The organism is Dellaglioa sp. CoH-57-MRSF-17 (assembly GCF_056782015.1).
Genome location: NZ_JBXAXY010000002.1, coordinates 83,690 through 103,119, shown reverse-complemented (window position 1 = coordinate 103,119; position 19,430 = coordinate 83,690). Strand labels below are relative to the sequence as shown.

Sequence of the window (19,430 nt, the reverse complement as noted above, 5' to 3'; positions counted from 1 at the left end):
TAATTTCATAAGACAATTAGTCTTTAACGTCTTATATAATATCATTATTAATAAGTAAACGCTAGTGTTTTTTTTTATTTGTTAAGGAAATTTACTTTACAGCAATAAAATCAGGTATTAGATGACTTATTTCCTTAATATTATTTATCAGATTCAACAGTTTTCCAAAATGCTGAATAAATTGAAACTGCTGCCTGACCATTCACAGCACTACCTGTATTATTAGCCATTCCAGGGAAAACGAGTGCAACGACCACTTTAGGCTTGTTAGAAGGTGCATATGAAGCCAAACTAAGTGCTTCAGTTTCAGATGTTCCATAGAATGTTTGAGCAGTACCTGTTTTAGCTGAAATTGATGGTGTTACATCACTCATCGCATTCCCAGTTCTCAATGAACTTGATCCATGAACAACCTTATAAAATCCTGATTGAACAACATCAAATTCTGATTTTGTTGCGTTAACTGTACTTAAAATATTAGGTGTCATTTCAGTTTGAACAGAACCTAAAGAACCATCCTCATTTGTTGAACGAATCGCTTTTACAATTTGTGGTTGTAATCTTGTACCACCATTAGCCATCGTTGACATGTATTGCGCTAATTGAATAGTTGTATATGAATCATAATTTCCGAAAGATAAATCAAGTGCTTTACCAATATTTGTTTGGTTAGCTACACCCTCAAAACCAGTTGACTCACCAGGTAAATCAACACCTGTTTTGATACCAAGTCCGAATTGATTAAAGTAACCACGCATTTTGGGGAAAATTGAATTCGACATATCCAGTGAAGAACCACTTGAATATTTGAATCCGCCTTCTCTCATTGCTAACTGCATCATGTACGAGTTAGAAGAAACCATTAATGCATCAGAAGCTGTTAACGCAACGTTAGCTGAACCAGATGTATTAAACCATGATGACTTAGGAGCTGTCCCAGCAAGCTTAATAGGTTCATCAGTTATGGTATTGCTAGTTGGTGTAATTGCCCCATCCATCATAGCTCCCATAACCGTAGCACCTTTTACAACAGAACCCATGGTAAATACTTGATTAATCGACCCTAAAGCATCATCCGTAATCTTACCTGTTTTAATATTTCGATTAACACCGGCCATTGCATAAACGGCACCTGTATTTGGGTTCATGACAACTGCGTAGGCCCCTGGATTATAAGGATTGCTTCCAGCAATTGATTTCACACTATCGTTCATAATCTTTTGAACTTGAGCTTGGAATTTAGCGTTAATATTTAAGACGAGATTATCACCTTTTTTACCACTATATTCTTGTACTTGTTTTACTATTTTACTATTAGCCACTTCAACCTTAGTTTGTGACTTTGTTCCTTTTAAAACATCTTCATATTGTTTTTCTAAATAACTCTGACCAACACTATCATTTCGTGAATAACCTTCAGTCATTAACGTTTCCACGCTATCACTAGGTAGCCCAGTAGCTTCACTAGTGACATTTCCGATGATACTGTTCATACTTTTACCATTTGGGTAACTTCGTGACCAGTTAGTTCCTATTTTAATCCCATTCATCCCTGATAAATGTTCACCTACTTCAGCCATCTCCTTATCGGAAACATCAGAGGTTTTTAAGTAAACAGTTGATAATGAATAAGCACCCGTCATTTTCCCAAAAACAGTAGCAGCTTCTTTTTCTTCATCAGTTAATGAATCAATGTTATTTTTAACAGCATATGCTACTGTCAATGTATTAAAATCAGTAGTTGATAATTTGTTTAACTCAGCAGATGTTAAATTTTTTTCTTTTTTTACAGCAGCAGTGACAGCTTTTAAATGCCCCTTATCCGCTAAGTAGTAATCAGCAGCATTGCGGTCTGTTAATTTACTCGTATCAATACTGACATAGGTTACTAAGTTATTAGCTATCTTATATAAATCAGGCGATAGGATACCTGATCCTTTTGTATAAGTAATTGCTCGAGAAGAATTATTACCAACTAGAACCTTACCTGTTGAGTCATAAACCATCCCACGCTGTACATTCTTAGTTTCTGTTGTCGTATCCGTACTATTAACTGTCGCTTCAAATGAAGCTCCGTTTAAAATTTGTAAATAGGCTAACTGCGCCAGTAATGCTGCAAAAAGTAGGAAAACAATAAAAAACAGGAAATTTAATCTAAATGGAATATGTGATTTATTTTGTTTGCTTCGACCTTGTTTTGTTTTTGGAAGTTTCACGTTTAATTACCTCTCACTGTATCATTATTAGTCTTTTAATTCGTATAAATATATCATTTACCATATTACCACATTTTTAAGATTCATTGGCCCAATAAACAGGCTAACAATTTATATTATAATAAAAACTTTAATAATCAGATTAAATATATTTTTATCTGCTGCTGATTTATGCGGTAAAGTCCCAAATATGCTATTCTTATTACCATACATTAATAGTCAGAGAGGTTTTAAAATGGTTAAGCTTAAAAATTATCTTAAAAAGAATCATGTACTCCTTCTAAGTTTCCTTATTCCTTTATTCATTATGCTTTGTTACTTTATTGGCCGCAAAATGTATCCTTTTGGGAATAGTTCTCTATTAACTGTTGATTTAGGTCAGCAATATATTGATTTTTTCTCTTATTTTAGAGCCACACTTCTCCATCATCCTACTAGTTTTTTCTATTCATTTTCACAAGCAATTGGTGGTGATATGTTAGGTGAGTGGGCATACTACTTAATGAGTCCTTTTAATCTTATTTTCTTAGTATTTCCAGGAAAATCAATTTTAGCGGGTGTTATGGTAGTCACCCTTTTAAAATATGCCTTATCAGGCCTTACGTTCGGTTTATTATTAAAGAAAACAACAAGAATGACTTCACTTTATATCCCATTATTTGCCACAGCGTATGCGCTAATGGGTTGGACGATTGCTAACCAACTTAATTTATTATGGTTAGACGCTGTTATTCTATTACCTTTAGTTATTTTAGGCTTTGAAAAATTACAGTTGAATTCAAAAAGTTGGGCTTATACTTGGTGGCTTGCGTTACTTTTAATCGTTAACTATTATATGGGTTATATGGTCTGTCTTTTTATGATTTTATATTTCTTATATACAACAAGTCGTGTATCTCTATCAGTTAAACAATTTTTTAAAAAATCATGGATTTTCATCTATAAATCTCTAGTTTCTGTAGCAATTTCAGCAATTATCCTCTTTCCAACTCTATTCTCATTGCTTTCAAGTAAGGGAGAATACACGGAAGAATCTATTAAAGCAAAAATTGAATATAATCCTTTAGCGATGCTTTCAAAATTTGTGATTGGTTCATTCAATTTTGATCAAATGCCTTCTGGTTTCCCTAATATTTTTGTAGGGAGTTTGGCTTTAATTGGTTTTATCTTATATTTCATGAATAACCGTTTTTCAATTAAAGAACGGGTTGTCTCTTTTTTAATCACAAGTTTCTTGATCCTATCGATGTGCTTTGAACCTTTAGATTTACTATGGCACGGAATGCAATTTCCAGTTTGGTATCCTTATCGTTTTTCATTTGTATTTTGCTTTTGGATTATCCTTTTAGCTGCTCAACAATTTGAGTACTTTAATCCTATAAAATTCTGGAAATTGAGTATTGTAGGTCTTTTATTCATCGGAATGTTTACGTACTTATTTATATCAAAAGAATCTTATAGTTATTTATCTGATGAAACTTTATTCCTATCAATTTTATTTATTCTTTTAACGTTAATTTTAATTCAGTTCCAAGATCATGCATCACCTTCATTCAAATGGTTGTTATTTGCAAGTGTAATAGCTGAGATGTCATGTAACGCTGTTTATTCATTAGATAACATTAGTTATTTATCTACAAGTGAATACGACGTGTCAACGACTGCCCTAGCAACTGAAAGTAAATCGTTAAAAAAAATTGATAATTCTTTCTATCGTGTCGCACAAACATACAGTCGGACTAAAAATGATGCCATGTCAGCTGATTTTTTCAGCGGTTCCCATTTTAGTTCTGCTTTTTCAAAATCAATCCCAACTTTTTACGGTAAGATAGGACAACCTGATGGTGATAATTATGTCACTTACTCAAATGGTACCTTGGTAACAGATGCCCTATTAAATATGAAGTACGTTTTTACACCAAAACAATTACGGACTTCTAAGGCATTGGACACACAGTTAGAAACATTGACACCACTAACTGAAAAACCTGATACAGCTTACTATAGACCTGTCTCAAATAACTCGTTAACTGAAACGGTTAAAAATCCGTATGCTTTATCAATTGGCTATGCAGCAAATGATACTATATTGACAAACAAGAATAAAACAACTAACCCATTAAGATATCAGTCTGATTGGTTATCTGCTCTAACCGGTATTAATAACGATGCTTTATTTACACCAATTAATTTTAATACTGTCAATTTTGATAACGTTGGTTCACAAATTAATTTAACAAATTCTATTCTAACAAAAACGAAACTAAATAAATCTGGACTAGTCACTTTCACATACACACCAACAACAAACGATGCTTATTATTTAACCTTAGGTTCAGGATTAAGTACTGATAATGTTTTATTTAAATTAAATGGTCACGAATTAAAACAATATAAAACGTATCGAAATACAGTTGTTGTTAATATTGCATCCAATAATAAAGGTAAAAAAATAGTTCTGACAGCTAAATTAAAGAAAAGAACCCTTTTCTTAGAAAACTTTACGCTTTATCAAATGAATGTTAATTCATTTAAATCCCAAATTAAGCAACTAAAATCTAGTGAATTAAACGTTACAAAATACAATCAACATTCAATCACAGGTTCAATATCAGTTAAACGTAATCATCAAGTCGTCTTTACAACGATTCCATACAGTAAAGGTTGGCATGTTAAAGTTGATGGTAAATCCGTAGCAACTAATAAATCATTGAATACTTTTCTCAGCTTTAAAGTTGCTAAGGGAAATCATACCGTTAAACTTATCTATTGGCCACCATACATGGGTATTGGTTTGATCGTCTCAATTTTGGCTATTCTCTTGATACTTATTAAGCCAATTATCGTTCACACAAAAAGATTGATTAAATAGTTTTTGTATAATACAAAAGGACAAGATTGCAATATGCAATCTTGTCCTTTTATTTAGTCTTGTTCATTTTTTCATCAAATTCTGTGACAGCTTTTGTTTCACCAATAATCAGTACCTGATCATTTGGTAAAATAATTTGATCTGCTAATGGTGAAATAATCATTTCTTTACCACGTCTAATACTGATTACATTTAAATTAAATGTTGATCTGAAATTTAATTCATCTAATGTCTTATTAACATATCTCGGATCTGTCATATCAATTTCTGCCAATCGGTAATCATCATCTAAATCTAAGTAATCTAACAAATGATTAGAACTTAATGCCCTACCCAACTTGATTCCCATATCTCGTTCAGGATGAACAATATGATCTGCCCCAACCTTTTGGAGTACACGAGCGTGATATTTATTCAATGCTTTAGCCGTTACGACAGGAACACCTAATTCTTTAACCATCAATGTGACTAAGATACTTGCTTGAATATCTTCACCAATTGCGACAATCACATGATCAAAATTACGAATACCGATTGATTTTAAAGCTTCATCATCTTGTGCATCGGCAACAACAGCATGTGTTGCAATATCCATATAATCATTTACACGAGCTTCATCCCTATCAATAACTAAAACTTCTTGCCCATACTCAATCAACGTTTCGCAAACACTCGCACCAAATCGACCTAAACCGATTATTGCAAAATTCTTTTTCAACTTATCTCACCTACTTAATTTAATAAAAAAAGACTAAGTAACAAATGATTTGCAACTTAATCTTTTATATTTAGCTTTTATAAATTATCTTTAACATCGGTAATTTTGACTTCAAAATTACCATTTGGTGTTTCAATTGTTACTGTTTCATTTAATTTATGGCCAACTAATCCTTTAGCGATTGGTGATTCATTTGAAATTTTACCAGACATTGGGTCAGCTTCTGCCGCACCAACAATCGTGTATGTTTCTTCCTCTTCACCAGGTTCCATAAATGAAACTGTTTTACCAACAGAAACTTCGTCAGCATCTACACCAGCGTTATCAATAATTTCTGCATAATGGAGCATATGTTCAATTGTTTTAACTCGGCCTTCAACAAAACTTTGTTCATCTTTAGCTGATTCATATTCTGAATTTTCTGATAAATCGCCATAACTACGTGCAATCTTAATACGATTAATAATTTCTGCACGCGTTTTTGTTTTTAATGTTTCAAGTTCTTCTTCAAGTTTAACTTTACCGTCTACGGTCATTGGATATACTTTATCTTCTGCCATCACTTACTCCTCTTAAAATTAATAAGTTCAATATGCCTATCAGGTTAACATTTAATTTTGTGATTGTAAACCGGTTGCGTGGATTATTGAACATAATCATTATCAGCCTGTGTCATAGGTGAAAATGCTTGGTAATATTCATACGTTTTAGAATATTCTATTTTTTTAGAATTTGAATTGAAAATAAAATAGAAATTACCTTTCTTTCTGTCCAATGGTGTCAAAACAGCCTGGATAGAATCTAAACTAGCATTGTTAAATGGACCAGGTCCATATCCTTTATAAACGTACAAATTATATGGTTTATCCACGTAATAATCAGCTGACGTTAAATCTTTTTGCGGTATATTTAGCGCATAACTAACTGATATTTTTGATTGTAACGTTATTTCTGATGCAATTCGATTGAAATAAACACCGGCAATTTTTTGACGATCTTTATGGTTTTCCGTCTCTTTTTCAACTAATGAAGCGAGAGAAATGACCTCTTGTACTGTTAATTTTTGTTTTTTTATTGTTGCATAATAAGGCGATAATTCATCATTTGCTTTAACAATCATTTGCTCAACAAGATTTTTTAACGTTGTTTTTTTATAAACAGTATACGTAGCTGGGAACAAATAACCTTCTAAAGGATATCTCACGTTTTTAGATGCCATAGTGGTATCTAAAAGATCTGGATATTTTTTATCTAAGTAATCCAAAAAAGTTTTATTTTTCATTAATTTAATAAAATCATTATATGAAAAATTTGTTTCTTTTGAAATGGATTTACCGATTTGGTTAATTGTTGTTCCCTCACCAACTAATACTTTCGCTAATTTATTTTGTATAGGCTCACTACTTCCACCTTGTTGAAGTGTCCAAGCAATTTTATCCAAACTCATAGATGCCTTAAGTTGATAGTAGCCGCCCTTAAATTGTGACACCTTTTTTTGCTTGACATAGTACGTATACACCGTACCACTTTTAATAATTTTATTTTTTTCTAAAATTGTTCCAATTTGTTTTGTACTTGATCCAATTGGAATATAAACTTGTTCAATTTTATTATTATTTTTATCTAGTGGATCTAAAGATGCCTTGATATATCTATAGGTCATAAACAATATTGTCAGTAGTAATATACATAATAATGCAATGACCCCTGCAATAATTTTCTTAGCCTGGTTTTTATTATTCTCTGGCGGTAATTCTGGAGATGTATCATCTTTTTTCATTGTTTAACCTCCTCACGCTTAATAATAAGTATTATTAAGCTGCGTCCTAAATTATCGAATATCAGCCCTAAGCGTCTCTTTTAAAGCTTCGATAACACGGTTAAAATCATTTGTGACATCTTCTTCAACCAAAGTTTTTGTAATATCTTGATAAGTTAACGTATAAGCAAGGGATTTCATGCCATTTTCAATATGAGATCCTTGATAAAGATCAAATAAATGAACATCAATTAAAGACTTTCCACCTTGTTTTTTAATTAACGCTTCAATCTCACTGTTAGCTATATCATTAGCAACTAGGAGGGCCACATCACGAGTAACTGATGGGAATTTAGAAATAGGCGCAAATAATCGGTCTGCTTTTTTCGCATCAACTAATTTTTGAAGATCTAATTCGAAAACGTATGTTTCCTTTAAATTAAATTCTTTAGCTGAATTAGGATGTACTTGGCCGACAAAACCAATTAATTCATCTTTTAAATAGATATCAGCTGTTCGTCCTGGATGCATATCTTCATGACTTTCAGAAGATACATAAGTAACATCATCAACTAATTCTAATTGTGTTAATAATTGTTCAACAACACCTTTAATCATGAAGAAATCAACAGGTTGTTTTTCATTTTGCCAATTTGCAAGTTTAAATAATCCTGTCATTGCACCTGCAATATGTTCAATTTCAGTAGGTCGCTCTTCGCCCTCACTGCGGAAAAAGACTCTTCCTTGTTCATAGAAAGCAAGATTGTCAGATTTTCGTGCTTCATTGTACGCTAAATCATCTAATAACCCGCTGATTAAGTTCATTCTTGTTGTTGTTCGTTCTGAGCTCATTGGGAACATTAAATTTGTCGTAAAAACATCTTTTTCTTCAAAAATAAATTTACCAGCTTTTTCTTCCGTTGTTAATCCATAACTAATAACTTCAGATAACCCAGCTGATTCCAAAATATGACGCGCCTGTTTAATCATTTTTTGTTTATAAGTATATTTACCAGGAGTCATTTTGCCAGTTGGTAGTGTAGAAGGAATATTATCGTATCCATAAATACGCGCGATTTCTTCTACTAAATCTGCTTCAATACTAATATCCCAACGTCTTGCAGGAACTTCAACATTTAAAGTACCATCGCGATTTACAACCGTAAATCCTAATTGTTTAAATAATTTAGTGATTTCAGATTCTGATAATTCAGTCCCAAGTACACCATTAATATGTGCCACCGTTGTATCAACAAAAGTTGACTCTGCTTCTAGCTTACTTGCACTTGCCGTACCCGACACAACTGTTCCATCACCTAAATTAGCGATTAACTCTGCTGCTGCATCAAGTGCTTCTTGTACTGTTTCAACGTTAATACCACGTTCAAATCGCATTGAGGCTTCACTATGAATACCATGTGTGCGTGCTGTTTTTCTAACCATTGAATTGTTAAATACTGCAGATTCAATCGCAACTGTCACAGTTTCGTCGGTTATTTGTGTTGATTCGCCACCCATTGTCCCAGCAATAGCAATCGGTGTTTTACCATTTGTAATCACAATATCTTTTTCTTTTAATTCACGTTCTTCGCTATCTAGTGTTGTAATCTTTTCGCCAGCAATAGCTGTTCTTACTAAAATATCTTTACTTCCCAATTTATTATAATCAAAGGCATGTAATGGTTGACCATAATCCATCAATATATAATTGGTCACATCAACGACATTATTAATAGGTCTAACGCCTGCGTTCCAAAGACGAATTTGTAACCACATTGGACTTGCTTTAATTGTTAAATCTTTAATCACGCGCATCGAATATGTGGGTGCTAACGTTTTATCAGGCAACGATAAAGAAATGTAATCTTCAATTTTTTCAGTAGATGTTTCTTTCAATTCTGGATGCTTAAATGTTGCCGGAACATCATAGTCAGCAGATAGTTCATGTGCTACCCCACGCATACTTAACATATCAGCACGATTTGGTGTCACATCAATATCAATAATGTCATCATTCATACCTAAGTAATCAAAGACTGATTCACCAGGAATTGCATTTTCTGGCATTACGTAGATACCTTCTACAAATTCTTTAGGCACGACACTATCTGAAAATCCAATTTCTTGTAATGCACAAATCATACCTTCAGAAGCTTGTCCGCGCATTTTACCACGTTTGATTTTAACATTATCAGCAATTCTAGAATTGGGTAATGCAACAATAACTTTTTGCCCTGCGGCAATATTAGGTGCGCCACAAACGATTTGACTAAGAGATCCTTCACCAACATCAACTTGGCAGATATTTAAATGATCAGAGTCTGGATGTGGTACCAAACTATCAACATATCCAACAACAATTTTTTTAAGTCCTTCAGAAGGACGTTCAACGCTATCAATTTCAACGGCTGTACGAGCTATTTTTTCAGCAATAATTTCAGGTTCAATTTCTAATGTTAAATATTCATTCAACCAATTTTTAGATACTTTCATTATCTCTAACCTCTTTTCGTAAATTGTGACAGGAATCGATTATCGTTTAAATAAAAATGACGAATATCGTCGATACTATATTTAAGCATCGCAAAACGATCTGGTCCTAAACCAAAGGCAAAACCACCGTATACTTCAGGGTCGACACCGGCCATTCTTAATACATTAGGATGTACCATTCCAGCGCCTAAAACTTCTAACCAGCCTGTGTATTTACAGATTGAGCACCCTTTACCCGCACATTTAAAACAGGTCACATCGACTTCAACTGACGGTTCCGTAAATGGGAAGTAACTTGGTCGTAACCGAATTTCTTGTTCTTCTCCAAAAATTGTTTTAGCAATCAGTTCAATCGTTCCCTTTAAGTCTGCCATCGTAATATGTTTGTCGATTACTAACCCTTCGAACTGGTGAAATTGATGTGAATGCGTTGCATCATCTGTATCACGTCGATAAACTTTACCAGGTGAAACCATTTTTAATGGTCCTTTTGAAAAATCATGTGTTTCCATTGTCCTTGCTTGAACGGGTGATGTTTGTGTTCTCATTAATAATTCTTTTGTAATATAAAATGTATCTTGCATATCACGAGCGGGATGATCCGCAGGTAAGTTCAACATTTCAAAATTGTAATGGTCTTCTTCTATTTCTGGACCTGAAACAACTTGATACCCCATACCCAAAAAGAGCTCTTCCAATTCTTCAATCACTTGCATAATAACATGTGGCTGCCCTAATTGAATTTGGGCACCTGGTAGCGTTACATCGATTTTTTCTTTTTCCAACTTTTTAGCAGTCATTTTAATTTCAAGTTCTTCATTTTTCACACGAATAGCTTCAGCTAACTCATTTTTAATGGTATTAGAAAAGCTACCAATTTTAGGTCGTTCTTCGGCTGATAATTCCTTCATACCTCTTAAAACTTCTGTGATTGGTCCTTTTTTTCCAAGTAAATTAACACGAATAGCATTAATTTGTTTTAGATCCTCTGATTCACGAATTTGTTTCAAGCCTTTTTCTTGTAACTCAAGTAATTTCTCTTTTAAATCCATTAATATCGACTCCTTTATTAGTTGTTTTGATAGATTTTAGACACAAAAAGACCCCGTCCTAAAAAGGGACGAGGTCTCGCGGTACCACCCTTGTTTTTGAGAATACAAATTCCCAAACACTCAAAATGATAACGGCCATTAACCGGTTAATTGCATGATTTAAGTTAGCCTACATTAATTAACAGCTCTAGAAGTGAATTCAATATTTTATTTATTGGTTAGTTTCAGTCTAGCTAACCATCCCTTTAAATCCAAGAAAAATATCTACTATTTTCTGTCTAAGCCTTTATTCTATATTCATAGTTTAAAGGTATCAAAGCCTATCGTCAAGTCTTACTCGCAATCTTTAAGTGTATACCACTTTTCTGACCATGTATGGACGCTATCCATCATATTTTTCATGTCTTTTCCTTGTTCAGTAAGCTCATAAAAACTACGACTAGTTTCACCGATGGCGACTCTTGAGATAATATTAGTATCTTCAAGTTCTTTTAAACGTTCAACTAATACACGGTCACTGCATTTATCAACCTTTTGAGCTAATTCTTTAAATCGTTGAGGTCCTTCATCCAATAAAACGTTAATAATTAAACCGTTCCATTTTTTACCTAATATTGAAAAAGTTTTTTCAAATTTAGGACACATTTCATAATTTGTTTTTTCTTGAACAACTTGCATAATTAACCCCTCCTCAGTTACTTTATTACTATATTTTATCATTAACTAACAAAAAGTAAACAAATTGGTTCGTTTTCGAAAAAACAAAAAGGATAAGCCTGTAGGCCTATCCTTTTTAAAACTATTTTAAAATTGCAATTAATTGCTGAAAGCTATGTTTTGATTTATTTTTTAACGGTGATGAAACTTCACTTGTTGCTTCATATTTATCAACCATGGTTACAATATATCCCTCTGGATATTTAGGTGGTGCAACAGTAGCACCCCACATATGTTTCATGATGATATCTTTTTCTAAATCAGATAATGTCGTTAACTTCTCTGCATTTCTAATAGCGATACGCGGATGAATCCAAGCATGTGTACCGCGATCGAATTTAGTTGTACGCCAATCGTAGTAAAATAAATCATGTAATAATCCGGCCCTTGCCGTTGCTTTTGCATTTAAATGTAATCTTTTAGCGATACGATAACTGTCATAGGAAACTGAGATTGAATGTTCTAATCGAGTAGAAAAATGATGTTGTGTATATTCACTTAATCTTTGAACTTCTGGTTTTGCCAAAAGGTCTCCAACATAACTCATATATAATTCATCATCAAGATACGAATCTTTTTTCATATACTAGTACGCCCCCAAAATATTTTTTCCTATCTCCATCATAACTGATTGAGCACCTATTGCAAGCGCAATCAGTTATCTTTAGTAAATCGTAATAATTTCACCAAATATCATAATTAAGCTTTAAGATGAAACATTAGTACACCTGCAGCAATAGCGACATTTAACGATTCAGCACGACCTTTAATTGGAATATATAAATTAGCATCCGTTTCATTTAACAGGTCATTACGCATCCCGTTACCTTCATTTCCCATAATTAAACCAAAATTATCTGTAGCAGAAATCTCACGATAACTAAGTGCATCTTCATTTAATTCAGAACCATAAATAGCAATATTATTTTCTTTGAATAAGGTAGTAACTTCCATTAAATCGGCATCCACTAATTGAACATGAAATTGGCTTCCCTGCATCGAACGTAAAACTTTAGGATGATGACTATCTGCACTACCCTCACCAAAAATGACACCTGTTAAACCGGCAGCATCGGCAGTTCTAACCATTGTTCCAATATTTCCTGGATCTTGAACACCATCTAGCATTAACCAGCCACCAGTTAAATGGTCAACTGATAATTGTTGATTTTCTTCCATCTCAGTTACCGCGTAAATACCTTGTGGCGTACTCGTGTCAGCAAGATATAAACTAACTTCAGATGAGATTTCTACTTGCTCAATTGTCGTATCGGCTATTTCATCAAAATATCTAAAATCATTAGTAACAAGCAAATATTCAATTTTTGTGTTTGCCATGAGTGCTTCTTTAACTAAATGCCAGCCTTCTAAAAGGTATTTATTTTCCTTTTTACGACCTTTTTTAGTTTGTAATTTTTTCCAGTATTTAATCTTAGCATTCTGTGTTGAATTAATTTTTTCCATAAATGTACCCCTCTTACTATTGGAAATAATTATAGCATATTTAAAATAGCATTAGTTGGTCATTATCATCTTTTCCAGTTATAATGAAAGCAATAAATGCCTATATCTACTTTATAATATGGAGGGATTACATTATGAGTGCTATTCAAATAACTGTTTTTGGTCGCGTGCAGGGTGTTGGCTTCAGATATACGACGAAGAGATTAGCCGATGATCTAGGCATCTACGGGTCAGTACAAAATAATTTTGATGACAGCGTCACAATTAAAGCAAGTAGTTCAGATAATACCCAATTAGAAAAATTTATTCAAAAAGTTAAAAATTCACCTACACCAGCCGGTAAGGTGACTGATTATAAAGAAACCTCCTTAACTAATTATATGCCGACTGCCTTTACCGTTATTTACTAATTACGATTTATTTATAGCCCATTGAAATCCCCCTATATTTAAAGTATAGTAATCGATATAGTCACTTTAAGAGGGGAAAATATATTAATGAAAAAGATTAAACGTTTAACAATGCTCCCAATATTCATGGCGCTTGTCCTGTTCCTATCGGGATGCGTCCGCAGAGACAAGAATGGTAATCCTTTTGGGATGGTTTACGACTATTTAGCAAAACCAACTCAGGGATTGCTTGACTGGTTATCCGCTCATCTAGGTAACAACTACGGTCTAGCAATTATCGTTATCTCAATCGTCATTCGCTTGGCACTTATGCCAATGATGATTAATCAATCGAAAAAAGCGACCGTTCAACAAGAAAAAATGGGTTCGATTCAACCACAATTAAAAGTCATTCAAGAACGACAAAAAAATGCTAAAAGTTCAGAAGAAAAAGCAGCTATCAGTCAAGAAATGATGGCACTTTATAAAGATAACAACGTCAGCATGACTGGCGGAATTGGCTGCCTACCATTATTAGTTCAAATGCCAATTTTTGCTGCGCTATACGCTGCAATCTTATATTCTTCAGAATTAAAGGATGCTGTCTTCTTTAGCATTAAATTAGGTACACCATCAATTATCTTTACTGTGCTATGTTTCATTGTGTATTTGGGTCAAGGATTCATTTCAACAATTGGCATTCCGCCAGAACAAAAGAAAACAATGCAAACAATGTTAATTGCTAGTCCAGTTATGATGGTCTTTGTTACAATGAGTGCGCCAGCAGGTATTGGTCTCTACTTCTTCATCGGTGGCCTCTTCGCTTGTGTTCAAACATTTATAATTATGTTAATGCGTCCTAAGATTCGTCGCGAAATTCAAGCTGAACTTGCTAAGAACCCACCAATTGTTAGAGAACGTTCAACAATTGATGCTGTTGAAGAAACAGTGGAACAAACAATTGATAATGTTGAAGATAATCTTTCAAATGTAGCAAAAAATAATCGTAATCGTAATGCTGGTAAACAAAACCGCAAATAAAGATTAACCATTAAAAAAAGCTTACCATTCTTAGAATTGCTCTAAGAATGGTAAGCTTTTTTTATTATACTGTCTAAATTTTTGTATTGCATTTCAACACTAGTCTCTTCTTATCTTTTCGGTTGGTTTAGTAGTAGCTAGAGGCAACGAAATTCTGAATATTGAACCACGCTTCTCAACACTTTCTACCACTAATGTTCCTTTATAACCCATAATGAGTTTTTGTGCGATTGATAATCCAAGACCATTACCGCCTTTATCACGACTTCTAGCTTTATCAACGCGATAGAAGCGATTAAAAACATTTTTTAAGTCATCTTTAGAAATTCCTTCACCAAAATCTTGAATAGCAATTTGAACCATTTTCATATCTTTTGATGCTGAAATATGAATTTCTTTTCTTGTTTCTGAATATTTAACGGCATTATCCATTAGAATAATTAAAACTTGTTCTAAGTGATTATGCGATATTTTTACCAAACTTTCTCCATTAAAATCTTCATCTAAAATAAACGTAAAATCGGGATGTATCATTTTAAAATCATTGAAAATTTGTAAAACAACTAATCGGACATCAACTAACTCATTTTTAAATGTCATCTCTACTTGTTCAGCTCTTGATAAATCAAGCATTTCTTGAACTAAACTCTTCATACGATTAATTTCTTGCAAAGATGCTTCAATCGACTCCGCTAGAACTGCCGGATCATCTTTACCCCACCTGTTCAATAATTCCATATGACCTTGAATTATTGCTACAGGGGTTCTTAACTCATGTGAGACATCTTCAACAAATTGTTGCTGTTGATCAACGTAGCGCTCCATCCTATCTAGCATACTATTGAACAAGTCCGCCAAATCAGATAACTCATCATTTCTATGCATATCTGGGACACGTACATGTCCAATTGGTGTTTCGCCTTCATTAATAATATCAATAGTTTCGTTCACTACTTCAATCGGTCTCAGTAACCAAGATGCCAGGATATACCCTAATATAGCACTACCAAAGGTTGCCGTAATAATTAAAACAATAAAAATTAGAATTAATTTATTACTAATTTTATGGTAATTTTCTAAAGCATTAGTTACTTGTGCATACCCGATTTTTTTGCCAGTTTTAGATGAATAAATAGCTCTTCTAGCAACATATCCATTTGCGCCATCAATTGTTTGGCTAGTAAACGTCATTTTATTTTTTTTAACAAATGGTACGTTTAAATTTCTTGAAGCAAAAACTTCTTGTTGCTTCAAATTATAAACACCTACTGCAATATTTTCTCTTGATAAATTAACAATTACTGCATTTGAGTACAAGTTATTTTCGTCTTTATCTGGTCGAGAATCTGCATTTATCGGTTTTAAATGTTGTGCAGTACTTGAAATTGTTAAGTCTTGATTCTCACGACTTAACTGTTGCGTCACCGTTCTTAAAGTATCTTGTACATCTTTTTTTTCTTTATCTAATAAAACGCCACTAAAACTCTGAAAAATAAGCGCAGAAAAAACGGCAAATATAAGTAAAACACCTATTGCCGTTCCTAATGCCCATTTCCATTTAAGTGACATACGTCTTACTTCTTTTGGATGCTGGGTTATTTTTTTTCTCATGATCTCATTACGTACCCTGTTCCTCTGACCGTTTGAATATAACTTTCTTCACCGCTACGATCTATTTTATTTCGTAAGTAACGAATATAAACATCCACAACGTTTGTTTCAACTTCTGATTCATATCCCCAAACTTTAGCTAATAAAACATCTCTAGCTAAAACAACATTAACACTTTCCATTAAAGCTAAAAGTAGTTCATATTCACGTTTGGTTAGCTCAATAACTTCTTCATCACGACGAACAACACGATTTTCTTTTTCAATTGTTAAATCACGGTAAGTGACAGTTGTCTGTTTTGCAACATTTTGTTCACCCTCTATATCAATACGACGTAACAATGCACGTAAACGCGCCAATAATTCTTCGATTGCAAATGGTTTAACAATATAATCATCTGCTCCATGGTCTAAGCCAGATACGCGGTCAATAACTGAATCACGAGCCGTCATCATAATGATTGGTGTATTTTTAACTTGTCGTACACGGCGACAAACCTCAAGACCATTTAATTCAGGTAACATTAAATCAAGTAGAATTGAATCCCAATCTTCATTTAAAGCAGCTTCTAGACCCGTTCGCCCATCAAAATGAACCTCAGTTTCAAATCCTTCATGTTGTAATTCTAATTCAACAAAGCGCGCTAAATTTTTTTCATCTTCAATTATTAGAATACGACTCATATTTTCATGATCTCCTGTTAGTTTTATTTTATTTTCTCATCCATATACACACAATTTTTAACCGATATCTTACTTTTCTTATTCTACCATTAAATGATATTCTTGCATACACTTTGCACTGCTCAACTCATATAGGTATTCAAGCACTTTTTAACCGTTTTTTTAATATATTATTAACTAAAAGAGTAATAAAATTAATATAACAAACCGTTAACTTTAAAAAATATATCATTAACGCTTTATTAAAATGAAAACTAAAAATTGGAATTAGTTATTCGATACCAGCAGCTTTAATCAGTAAAACCGATAATTCAATTATAAATTTTGCCATTTCAATTTCTTTTACAACGTTAACACGGATTTCTCCATTCAGCATACTCAAAATAACTTCTTCAAAAACCTTATATGAAAAGGTTTTATTCTCTGACAAAATAATTCCACCAAACCACATTATATTTTCTAAGTGTGCCGTTAAGTTAGGATATTAGAATATCGAAATTATACCTTAGCGTCTTAAAAAATAGTTACGGATTATCTTATTCCATACTACCTCATTGGTTAACTATTAAAGTTTTTTCCTTTATTTCAACTAAGAACACAATAAAACCCCTTAAGTTAGATTTTTCTCCAACTTAGGGGGTTCCACTTCAAATAGATAAAATTATCCCAAATGCTTCTTTTCCGTTATATACTTATACTTATATTTTATTTACCATTGGCAAAATAACTTTACTTCAGGTAATTTATGACAATAATTCCATGAACCGTTCAACTCTTTCTGGATCATTATGATCAAAGAAGGCAGATTCTTGTTTGTCTAAGGCAGTAATAGTTGCCATGTCTTCCACTGTTAATTCAAAATCAAATATGTCGATATTTTCTGCCATTCGTTCCGGTCTCACAGATTTAGCAAGTGCTACAATACCACGTTGCATTAACCATTTTAGAATAACTTGTCCAACTGATTTACCGTATTGTTTACCAATTTTTGACAATGTTTCATTTTTAAATAAGTCTAACCGGCCTTCAGCAAAAGGTGCCCATGCTTCCATTTGAATGCTTAATTTTTCATGATAGGCTTCATCCGTTAAACGTTGATTCCATGGGTTCACTTCTATTTGGTTAACTTGAACTTTAGCCACACCATTCATATGAGAGAATTCTATTAATTTTCCGATATCAAAGTTAGACACCCCAATAGCACGTATTTTCCCAGCAGATTGTGCGGTAGCTAAAGCGCGCCAAGCACCATATACATCACCGTATGGTTGGTGAATCAAGAATAAGTCTAGATAATCTAACTGCATTCTTTCTAGTGATTCATCAATTGCCTTCATCGCCTTTTCTTCACCAACATGTTGGATAAATAATTTGGTTGTGACAAACAACTCTTCTCGTGTCACTAATCCTTCAGTGATCGCTCTTTGGATAGCTTCCCCAGTTTCAACTTCGTTTCCATAGGCAATCGCTGTATCTAGTAATCGATATCCTACTTTAATCGCTTGATAAACTGCCTCTGCAGTTTCTTCTAAAGGAATTTGATACACGCCAAAACCTAGTTGTGGCATTTTCACTCCATTATTTAATGTAACTGTATTCATTTAAATCGCTCCCTTTTTATTTAATATACTAAGTTAAACACTTGGAGTGCACTCAGAGTCAAGGATTATGCTATATTATTTTAATATTTGTTTATTTTTCAGCTTTAGGCTACTATTACTATAAGTATTTTAGATTACATATAAGGAGAAAAAGCGATGACACCTATTATCACACTTTGCACAATTAATGACTTAGAAATATTACAAAAGATTAGCATTGAAACTTTTACTGATACTTTCGCTGCAGATAACGATCCAAAAGATTTACAAGATTTTTTGGATACCGCTTATTCTTTACCACAATTAACGAGTGAATTAAATGATCCAAATGCATTCTTTTACTTCGTACATGTTAATGATGAGTTAACTGGATATTTAAAATTAAATATTAACGACGCACAAACTGAAGATGACTTTCCGAACGGCTTAGAAATCCAACGAATTTACATTCGCAAAAATCACAAAAAAATGGGATTAGGTCAACTTCTATTTGAAAAATCTAAAGAGGTTGCCAAAGAATTTAAAAAAGATCAACTTTGGTTGGGAGTTTGGGAACATAATAAACCTGCCCTCTCCTTTTATGAAAAACAAGGCTTAACAAAACATAGCCAACATGATTTTGTTTTAGGCGATGCTATCCAAACCGATTTTATTTTAGTTCTAAACAGTAGTGACTCCAAAAATTAGCCTTTTTATAGAGTGGGAAAATCCACTCTATTTTTATACAAATAATTCTTTATATTTTCGGGATTCAATAGATTTTTTCAGCCTAATTTTTCTTTCATATCCATAAACTAACGTCTTAACGTTAATC

17 protein-coding genes and 1 other annotated feature are annotated in these 19,430 nt (G+C 33.1%); of the genes, 4 read left to right on the top strand and 13 right to left on the bottom strand.

Going from position 1 to position 19,430, the window contains the following annotated elements; translation table 11 throughout:
- Nucleotides 1-140 precede the first annotated feature (140 nt).
- Complete coding sequence (locus AC1RPJ_RS02395; protein ID WP_481761226.1) at nucleotides 141-2,216, bottom strand: peptidoglycan D,D-transpeptidase FtsI family protein; 2,076 nt, start codon at nucleotides 2,214-2,216, stop codon at nucleotides 141-143.
- A 235-nt stretch (nucleotides 2,217-2,451) separates the two neighbouring features.
- Here AC1RPJ_RS02395 and AC1RPJ_RS02390 point away from each other — a divergent pair, with 235 nt between their 5' ends.
- The gene (locus AC1RPJ_RS02390) at nucleotides 2,452-5,088 is read left to right on the top strand and encodes a YfhO family protein (protein WP_481761225.1); all 2,637 of its coding nucleotides are present in this window, start codon (nucleotides 2,452-2,454) and stop codon (nucleotides 5,086-5,088) included.
- A 49-nt stretch (nucleotides 5,089-5,137) separates the two neighbouring features.
- Here the strand turns inward: AC1RPJ_RS02390 and AC1RPJ_RS02385 are convergent, their stop codons facing one another.
- From AC1RPJ_RS02385 to AC1RPJ_RS02350, 8 genes are all read right to left on the bottom strand, one after another.
- Nucleotides 5,138-5,806 carry a potassium channel family protein gene (locus AC1RPJ_RS02385; RefSeq protein ID WP_481761224.1) on the bottom strand — a complete coding sequence of 223 codons (669 nt, stop codon included), beginning with the start codon at nucleotides 5,804-5,806 and terminating at the stop codon, nucleotides 5,138-5,140.
- 77 nt (nucleotides 5,807-5,883) lie between these two features.
- Complete coding sequence (greA, locus tag AC1RPJ_RS02380) at nucleotides 5,884-6,366, bottom strand: transcription elongation factor GreA (protein WP_481761223.1); 483 nt, start codon at nucleotides 6,364-6,366, stop codon at nucleotides 5,884-5,886.
- An 83-nt stretch (nucleotides 6,367-6,449) separates the two neighbouring features.
- On the bottom strand, nucleotides 6,450-7,586 hold the full coding sequence (gene mltG / locus AC1RPJ_RS02375) for an endolytic transglycosylase MltG (RefSeq protein WP_481761222.1): 1,137 nt from the start codon (nucleotides 7,584-7,586) through the stop codon (nucleotides 6,450-6,452).
- Nucleotides 7,587-7,637: 51 nt separating this feature from the next.
- The gene (gene pheT / locus AC1RPJ_RS02370) at nucleotides 7,638-10,058 is read right to left on the bottom strand and encodes a phenylalanine--tRNA ligase subunit beta (RefSeq protein ID WP_481761221.1); all 2,421 of its coding nucleotides are present in this window, start codon (nucleotides 10,056-10,058) and stop codon (nucleotides 7,638-7,640) included.
- 5 nt (nucleotides 10,059-10,063) lie between these two features.
- A complete protein-coding gene (gene pheS, locus AC1RPJ_RS02365) occupies nucleotides 10,064-11,110 on the bottom strand; it encodes a phenylalanine--tRNA ligase subunit alpha (RefSeq protein WP_409022664.1) in 1,047 nt (348 codons plus the stop codon).
- Between the two features lie 61 nt (nucleotides 11,111-11,171).
- Nucleotides 11,172-11,400 (bottom strand) — a binding site (T-box leader).
- A gap of 43 nt (nucleotides 11,401-11,443) precedes the next feature.
- The gene (locus AC1RPJ_RS02360; RefSeq protein WP_481761220.1) at nucleotides 11,444-11,788 is read right to left on the bottom strand and encodes a winged helix-turn-helix transcriptional regulator; all 345 of its coding nucleotides are present in this window, start codon (nucleotides 11,786-11,788) and stop codon (nucleotides 11,444-11,446) included.
- A gap of 121 nt (nucleotides 11,789-11,909) precedes the next feature.
- On the bottom strand, nucleotides 11,910-12,410 hold the full coding sequence (locus AC1RPJ_RS02355) for an HD domain-containing protein (RefSeq protein WP_409022666.1): 501 nt from the start codon (nucleotides 12,408-12,410) through the stop codon (nucleotides 11,910-11,912).
- Between the two features lie 116 nt (nucleotides 12,411-12,526).
- On the bottom strand, nucleotides 12,527-13,291 hold the full coding sequence (locus AC1RPJ_RS02350) for a TrmH family RNA methyltransferase (RefSeq protein WP_481761219.1): 765 nt from the start codon (nucleotides 13,289-13,291) through the stop codon (nucleotides 12,527-12,529).
- Nucleotides 13,292-13,425: 134 nt separating this feature from the next.
- Between AC1RPJ_RS02350 and AC1RPJ_RS02345 the strand changes: the two genes are divergently transcribed.
- Entirely contained in the window at nucleotides 13,426-13,701 is a 276-nt protein-coding gene (locus tag AC1RPJ_RS02345; RefSeq protein WP_481761218.1) for an acylphosphatase, read from the top strand.
- 87 nt (nucleotides 13,702-13,788) lie between these two features.
- On the top strand, nucleotides 13,789-14,721 hold the full coding sequence (gene yidC / locus AC1RPJ_RS02340) for a membrane protein insertase YidC (RefSeq protein ID WP_409022669.1): 933 nt from the start codon (nucleotides 13,789-13,791) through the stop codon (nucleotides 14,719-14,721).
- A gap of 99 nt (nucleotides 14,722-14,820) precedes the next feature.
- Here yidC and AC1RPJ_RS02335 read toward each other — a convergent pair whose 3' ends face one another.
- From AC1RPJ_RS02335 to AC1RPJ_RS02320, 4 genes are all read right to left on the bottom strand, one after another.
- Nucleotides 14,821-16,290, bottom strand: coding sequence for a HAMP domain-containing sensor histidine kinase (locus AC1RPJ_RS02335; RefSeq protein ID WP_481761217.1), 1,470 nt, complete (start codon nucleotides 16,288-16,290; stop codon nucleotides 14,821-14,823).
- A 38-nt stretch (nucleotides 16,291-16,328) separates the two neighbouring features.
- Nucleotides 16,329-17,015, bottom strand: a complete 687-nt coding sequence (locus AC1RPJ_RS02330; protein ID WP_409022671.1) for a response regulator transcription factor — start codon at nucleotides 17,013-17,015, stop codon at nucleotides 16,329-16,331.
- Nucleotides 17,016-17,286: 271 nt separating this feature from the next.
- Nucleotides 17,287-17,445 (bottom strand): hypothetical protein, encoded by a 159-nt coding sequence (locus tag AC1RPJ_RS02325; RefSeq protein WP_481761216.1) that lies wholly within the window; start codon nucleotides 17,443-17,445, stop codon nucleotides 17,287-17,289.
- A 313-nt stretch (nucleotides 17,446-17,758) separates the two neighbouring features.
- Nucleotides 17,759-18,616, bottom strand: coding sequence for an aldo/keto reductase (locus tag AC1RPJ_RS02320; protein ID WP_481761215.1), 858 nt, complete (start codon nucleotides 18,614-18,616; stop codon nucleotides 17,759-17,761).
- 156 nt (nucleotides 18,617-18,772) lie between these two features.
- Here AC1RPJ_RS02320 and AC1RPJ_RS02315 point away from each other — a divergent pair, with 156 nt between their 5' ends.
- Nucleotides 18,773-19,303 carry a GNAT family N-acetyltransferase gene (locus tag AC1RPJ_RS02315; RefSeq protein WP_481761214.1) on the top strand — a complete coding sequence of 177 codons (531 nt, stop codon included), beginning with the start codon at nucleotides 18,773-18,775 and terminating at the stop codon, nucleotides 19,301-19,303.
- Nucleotides 19,304-19,430: the final 127 nt, after the last annotated feature.